We start from the raw sequence: 6,000 nt of genomic DNA, 5'->3' as shown, positions 1-6,000 counted from the left end.
GAATTGTATCGGGATTAACTGTAGTTGCAACACCCCACTAAAAACAATGCTTTGACGATAAGATTTGCAGCCGGTTTATAACCGGCTTTAGCTATGAGGCGTGGGTTTAAAACCACGCCGGGTTATTAAAAACAATGCTTTGACGATAAGATTTGCAGCCGGTTTATAACCGGCTTTAGCTATGAGGCGTGGGTTTAAACCCACGCCGGGTTATCGGGTTAATGCAACATCAAAAAATGTACAATATCCCCAATTACCCAATCAAATCAAAGGCACTATGTTGATAATCAATCACATAAGGCCCAAAAGATTTTTTAATTGCAGGGTTGTAGGAAACATATTCCAAAACGCGATCGCGTTTGAGACCGGCCATAATCATTCCGACTGTCATCGGTTTAGTTACCCCGGTAAAATCGGCAACAATTTCATCCGCACCATATTGACTTTTGCGATAAATTTGGTTGACGGCATCGAAAGTTTCTTGGGCGTCAGCGGGGGACACGCCTTTGATAATTTGTACCTGTAAAGGCGGTAAATTAAGTGGGTTAGCGATCGCATTGTGTTGTAAGTCTTCACAACGCCTTTTAATCTCCTCTGCTTTATTCTGAGAACTGCCACCGAATTGGTTGATTTGACTGTCATCGGACGGACTTAAGCACACAATTTATAAACAGCGCTTAGTTATGTAGTGATATTCAATAGCAAACATGGCACTATTCGGATTGCTAACCAGCAAAATCAACCCTTTTTTGCCATCGGGTTGAGTTAATTTATCGCTGACAAATACCCCTTGCATGAGGGGACGGCGGAATTTATACCCCAAACTAATAAACAAGGTGAATCCCAAACCCAAACCAATCATCAGGGTATGCACTAAAAACTCTTTGGGAGTGGGAGTCGGAGTCGTCCCCAGGACATAGCGGATTGCCAATTCGCTCAATTTGACGAGATTATCTATCATCCAACCCGCGATCGCCAGTCCGACTCCTCCCCAAAACGGCAATCCCAATCGGCGGAAAATGTGCCCTAGTTGCAGACTCGACCAAAAGGCAGCGATCGCATTCCAGCAACCACGGGCGATATCTGCGGATTTCTTGCGGACCGATTTTACCGTTCGGGCGATCGCATCTTTCACCTGGATTGTCACTTGCCCGGTCCCTCGGATCCCTTTTTGCATGACCGCGAGACCCCGGGTTGTTACCTTTCTTAACCGGAATGCTAACTTAGGTTGCGGTTTGTTAGGTTTCATAACGATTTCGATAAATTAATGGGTTTATACCCTAAAATGGTAGCTAGGTTTTGGAAGCTCAGCTTTCCAGTAGCGATTACAATGGCCACATAGACCGCCGAGATGCCGATGCCATGACCGAATCGAGCTATACTGCAATTACCTTTGCACCGGTGCAAGGGTTTATCGAAAAGTCCCGCAAGTTGCGCGACTTGTATGGGAGTTCGTTTCTGCTATCGTACCTTTCCCGCGTTCTCTGCAACGCGGCGCAACAGCAAGGGTGGAAGGTGATTTCCCCTGCCATCATTAACGTGACCCAGGGGACGCCGAATCAGATTATTATCCAGGGCGTGTTTCCCGAAGCAGATGCCCGCGCCACCTTTAACCAAGTATGGCACACGGTGGTAGAAACCTGCCGCCAATGGATCGAGAAAACCTTACCCAACCGTAACTATTGTTGGAAGCGCGAGTGGAAAGATTGGAGTCACCACGCCTGGGAATTTTTCTGGGCCATCGGCGATACGATTACCGCAGCGCGAGAATCTCTCAATGATGTCAAACGTCCTCGGGATTGGGTGGGGATTAATTGGAAAGGCGAAAGTTCGACCCTTTCCGGAACCGATGCGATCGCATGGCCGAAGTTGGGTTTAATTCATCCCCAAAACCCAGAGGCGCAAACTGAAAAACAAGAAATCGAGGAATTTTATGCTGCCTTGAGTCAAGAACTGGGTGAAACCTATATCGAACGCATTCCTAGATTCGATACTCTAACCGGAAAGAAGCGGGTGAATGTAGCCAAAAAAATCGGTGAGGCGATAATTACGCCTCGGGAACAGTTAAGTATTCCCGAACTGATTAAACGTTTGATAACCGTAGAGGCGATCGCGGAATCGATTCAATTTGAAATCGAACGTCCGCGCATCGAAATGTCAGACACTTTTATCCAAGCAGCATTGGCAGCGACAGATATTGAAATTCCCGAAAAACCGTTTCGCGAAGTAAACCGCCATGAGGAAAAACGGTGGACGGGATGGTTCCAAGGGGATGGCGATCGCATGGGTAAATTCCTGCAAGAACTATCAGAAAAAGGAGAAGATATCGAACGAGAAGAACTGAAAAAGTTTAGCTCGGCGTTAATGAACTGGGGGGAAGATGAACTCAAACCTTATATGAAAAAAAGCCAACTCGGTCGGATTGTCTATGCCGGTGGCGATGATTTTATGGGGGTTTTGTTCCAAAGTGCCACCCCGGGAGACCTCACCGCTAGCGAGTGTTTGCAGTGGTTTTCCAATCTACCCGAACTGTGGAAAAAACACGGCTATGCCGATAAAATTAGCGTCAGTGTTGGGTTTGTCTGGGCCGCGCCCAATGTTCCCCAGCGCGATGTGTTGCAACACTGTCGGGAAGCAGAAAGGTCGGCGAAAAGTTGCGGACGCGATCGCCTTGCGATGCGGGTATTATTCAACAGTGGCAATCACCTGGAATGGGTGTGCCCCTGGCGATTTTTGGATATTTTATCCGCCTATCGCGATCGCAACAACCAACCCAAAAACTGGGCGCACATTTACCAAGATATCGCTAGTTTACAATCCCGTTATGCTTTCACCGATAACCAAATCCACATTGCCGAGGCGATCGCTGAAATTTATTTTCCCAGTCAAAAAGATATCTTAAACCGGGATAACTGGTGGAATGCTGACGATAAAGCGGGAATTTTAGGCGAACCAGAAAAATACCACGAAACCGGCAACCTGAACGAGAAAGCAGTCAATACCGCCCTCAACGACTGGATAATCAATCTGGCAAAAGTAGGTTTTCATTTATGTTCCGATACCTGATTATTATCGAACCCCTCGGATTCCTCTACGGAAGTGCGGGAAGATTCCTCTCTCCTGAAAACTTAGTAGGGCGATCGGGAACCAGCTTTCCGCCTTCTGCTGCCACTTTATCCGGCATTTTTGCCGCCGAATGGCAAACCGAAGCGGAGAAAAAGAAACTCTACAATCTGAAACTGGCAGGGCCATTTTGGGCGGAGGAGAAAAACGTCCAAAACTTTTACGTCCCCACCCCGTTTAATTGTTTGGTCAAAGACAATAAAATTAAATATGTGCTAACTTGGCAGGGAAATAAATGGTTGCAACCATCCGGAGAAAAACCGCCCAATGATAAATTTCAAACTGGGACTTGGATGGGGATAGAAGATTGGGAAAAACTGGAAGAAAATAGCTTAGAACAACCGGAAGTCAAAGGTAATCCTTGGAAATTTTTACCTCACTTGCATCCCCGCCTGAGAGAAGACGAACGTCACGTAAAAACAGACGCCGCCGACAATCAAGGCAGTTTGTTTCTCGAAAATGCGGTACAACTGAATCCGGAGACTTGTTTGGTGTATTTATCCACCGAAGAAATCCCGGCGGGTTGGTATCGGTTTGGGGGGGAAGCACATATGGTGGCGATTCGATGTGAGGCGATCGCCAAACCGGCGAGACTCTTACTCGAACAACCCTTGCAACGCAGTTTTGCCCTAATTACACCAGCGGTGTGGGGTTCCAACCGCCTTTCCTATCGCGAACCGAAGGTTAAACTCGGGAACCAGTGGCAAAGCGTGTGGTATGACAGCGAATCGGGCATGAAATCGATGCTAACCCAGCGTTCCCACCCGATTCGATTTCGATTAGGCGATCGCGAAAACCAGCAACCGAATCAACCGAAACTGCTATCGCGAGGGCGGTATGCCGTTTCCGCCGGCACAGTCTACATTGTAGACCGTCCGCTAGATAAAACCTGGCAACAGTGGCCCAGGAAGTGGTTTCCTACCGAAGGATATTCGTTCAAACGCTGGGGATGCGGATTATCTTTGCCCCTGAACGGGGCAATTTCTCATCAATTATCGCAACAATAGGAGAACCTGAATGTATCATCAAGCTTACGGCATTATCGAAACCCTCGCCCCCCTTCACGTGGGCGCATCTGCCGGTGAGGAAACGGGCAACCTCAACCTCATTTTTCGCGACCAATTCACCCAAACTGGCATTATTCCGGGCAGTTCGATTCGGGGACGATTTCGGGCAGATATGCGCCGCAATCATAACAGTAACGGCAACGTAGGTTATTAGTACGGACATGAAGCGGTAGAAGGTCGCGAAGATGGCGGAACCACCGAAGCGCGCGTTAAATTTGAATACGCTTCTTTACTGTGGTTGCCCGTGTTTTATCCGGGACAACCCATCGTCTGGGTGACATCCCCCCTCCTCCTGAAACGATACAAGCACATGGCCGGAATTTCCACACCCGTTCCCGACCCTTATACCGCCTCCCCCGACCTAGAAGGTCGTCAGGTTCCCGGTACGCAAAAAAAGGTGTTGTTCTTTAATTTAGGTTTCCTCGAAATCGACCATCAAGTTGACCTTTCTCCCTGGATTCCAGCCGGGACAAATTTATCCACGAAATCTTTAGTAGTTGTAGATGACCGAGATATTGCCAACATTCACGATATGGCTTTATATCGTCAAAGTCGAGTAAAATTACTCGACAATATGAAAAAAGTGGATACGGAACGCGGGGCATTTTTTAATACCGAAGCGTTACCCGTCGGCAGCATTTTAGTGTTTCCCGTTGCCCTGAAAGAAACCGGATGGCAACCCTTTGGCACACGAAATTCTCAGCCCTATTCTCAAGAATTGTATTTTGGCGGACTCGAATCGATTGGTTTCGGTCGTTGTAATGTGACGTTAGTTGGTGATAGTTTAGCCCAACCCCAGGAGGAAAAACAATAATGGCGTGGACATCTTATAGTTTAGACCAAGTGGCACAACAGCTAGTTCTCGATGCCCGACTGCGCGATCGCAAATCTCTCAATCAATCCTTTAAAATGCGCGAATCCGTTGCTTACGGATTGGAACGATTTTGGGGAGAACACCTGCGCTTGCAAGTCAGAGAACCCGATAAATCCCAATACTGGAAAGCAACCTGGGATGCCTTAGTTGATGTTATGAGGCAATCGGGCATTACGGTTCCTAACGATACGGTTCATGTGAATAATACTACAGACGAACCAACCTATGAGGTAGCGGGAAAATTACAATGGTTACTGAGGCGATCGCTGCCCGAATCCCAACAAAACATCCTCCTAACACTGATGCGGTTGCTGATGCGATTTGCTATGCTTCTCGGAGGTTTTGGTAAATCCTGGCGACGCGCCGACCATCGCTTGTTTAATAAGGAATACTACGAACAAAATGAAACAAAACCCTTGATTCGCTGTCACTGGCAGTGGGACAAAAGCTCGTTGATTAACGAAAACAAAGTTCGCAAACTCGACCACGTTGCCCCGTTTTTAAACCATATCAGAACAACCGCATCGGACTGGATAAAAATTTGCGGCATCACACCGACTCCCGATAGCCCGACAGACTGGCGCGAAGCATGGCATCCAGACAACGTGCAAGTCTGGGGAAGATTCTCTCAAGGTCGAGAAGACTGTAAAGCAGTGCAATGGTTGCACAAACCTTATCAAAAATTTGACCGCTATCTCCGACAACAAACGCAAACGATTAAGCAAACATCAGTTACGGGAAGTATCAATCAAATTGGGCGACTGTGGCATCGGATGTATCCAGTGGTGCGCGTGAATACAACAATGGAAAATGGTAAGCAGAAGAGAAGGGCAATTCCTACTAAAAATTTCATGGAATTGCTAACAATGTTTCCGGACGATTCTCAAGAGTGTACAAATTTTCTCAACTTTTTGCACGAGGAATAACAATCTCAAT

7 protein-coding genes are annotated in these 6,000 nt (G+C 47.2%); 5 read left to right on the top strand and 2 right to left on the bottom strand.

Translation table 11 applies throughout. From position 1 onward, the window contains the following. Window positions 1-253 precede the first annotated feature (253 nt). Together LKK83_RS20910 and LKK83_RS20905 are read right to left on the bottom strand one after the other, a co-directional pair. Complete coding sequence (locus tag LKK83_RS20910; RefSeq protein ID WP_324633266.1) at window positions 254-661, bottom strand: hypothetical protein; 408 nt, start codon at window positions 659-661, stop codon at window positions 254-256. Between the two features lie 3 nt (window positions 662-664). Beyond that, the gene (locus LKK83_RS20905; RefSeq protein WP_324633265.1) at window positions 665-1,177 is read right to left on the bottom strand and encodes a hypothetical protein; all 513 of its coding nucleotides are present in this window, start codon (window positions 1,175-1,177) and stop codon (window positions 665-667) included. Between the two features lie 122 nt (window positions 1,178-1,299). On the opposite strand from LKK83_RS20905, the gene LKK83_RS20900 reads away from it, so the two are divergent. The 5 genes from LKK83_RS20900 to LKK83_RS20880 all read left to right on the top strand — a co-directional run bounded on the left by LKK83_RS20900 (window position 1,300) and on the right by LKK83_RS20880 (window position 5,990). Next, complete coding sequence (locus LKK83_RS20900) at window positions 1,300-3,066, top strand: Cas10/Cmr2 second palm domain-containing protein (RefSeq protein WP_324633264.1); 1,767 nt, start codon at window positions 1,300-1,302, stop codon at window positions 3,064-3,066. Beyond that, a complete protein-coding gene (locus LKK83_RS20895) occupies window positions 3,051-4,130 on the top strand; it encodes a type III-B CRISPR module-associated Cmr3 family protein (protein ID WP_324633263.1) in 1,080 nt (359 codons plus the stop codon). The genes LKK83_RS20900 and LKK83_RS20895 overlap by 16 nt, the downstream gene beginning before the upstream one ends. A gap of 10 nt (window positions 4,131-4,140) precedes the next feature. Next, the gene (locus tag LKK83_RS20890) at window positions 4,141-4,344 is read left to right on the top strand and encodes an RAMP superfamily CRISPR-associated protein (protein ID WP_324633262.1); all 204 of its coding nucleotides are present in this window, start codon (window positions 4,141-4,143) and stop codon (window positions 4,342-4,344) included. A gap of 90 nt (window positions 4,345-4,434) precedes the next feature. Then, the gene (locus LKK83_RS20885) at window positions 4,435-5,004 is read left to right on the top strand and encodes a hypothetical protein (protein WP_324633261.1); all 570 of its coding nucleotides are present in this window, start codon (window positions 4,435-4,437) and stop codon (window positions 5,002-5,004) included. Then, window positions 5,004-5,990: a hypothetical protein gene (locus LKK83_RS20880; protein WP_324633260.1), complete on the top strand. Its 987-nt coding sequence runs from the start codon at window positions 5,004-5,006 to the stop codon at window positions 5,988-5,990. Before LKK83_RS20885 ends, LKK83_RS20880 begins: the two co-directional genes overlap by 1 nt. The last annotated feature ends 10 nt before the right edge of the window (window positions 5,991-6,000 follow it).

It is taken from the genome of Phormidium sp. CCY1219 (genome assembly GCF_035615515.1).
Taxonomy (GTDB): Bacteria; Cyanobacteriota; Cyanobacteriia; order Cyanobacteriales; family Laspinemataceae; genus CCY1219.
The sequence above is the reverse complement of the archived record's forward strand: the minus strand, read 5'-3'. Positions and strand labels throughout refer to the sequence as shown.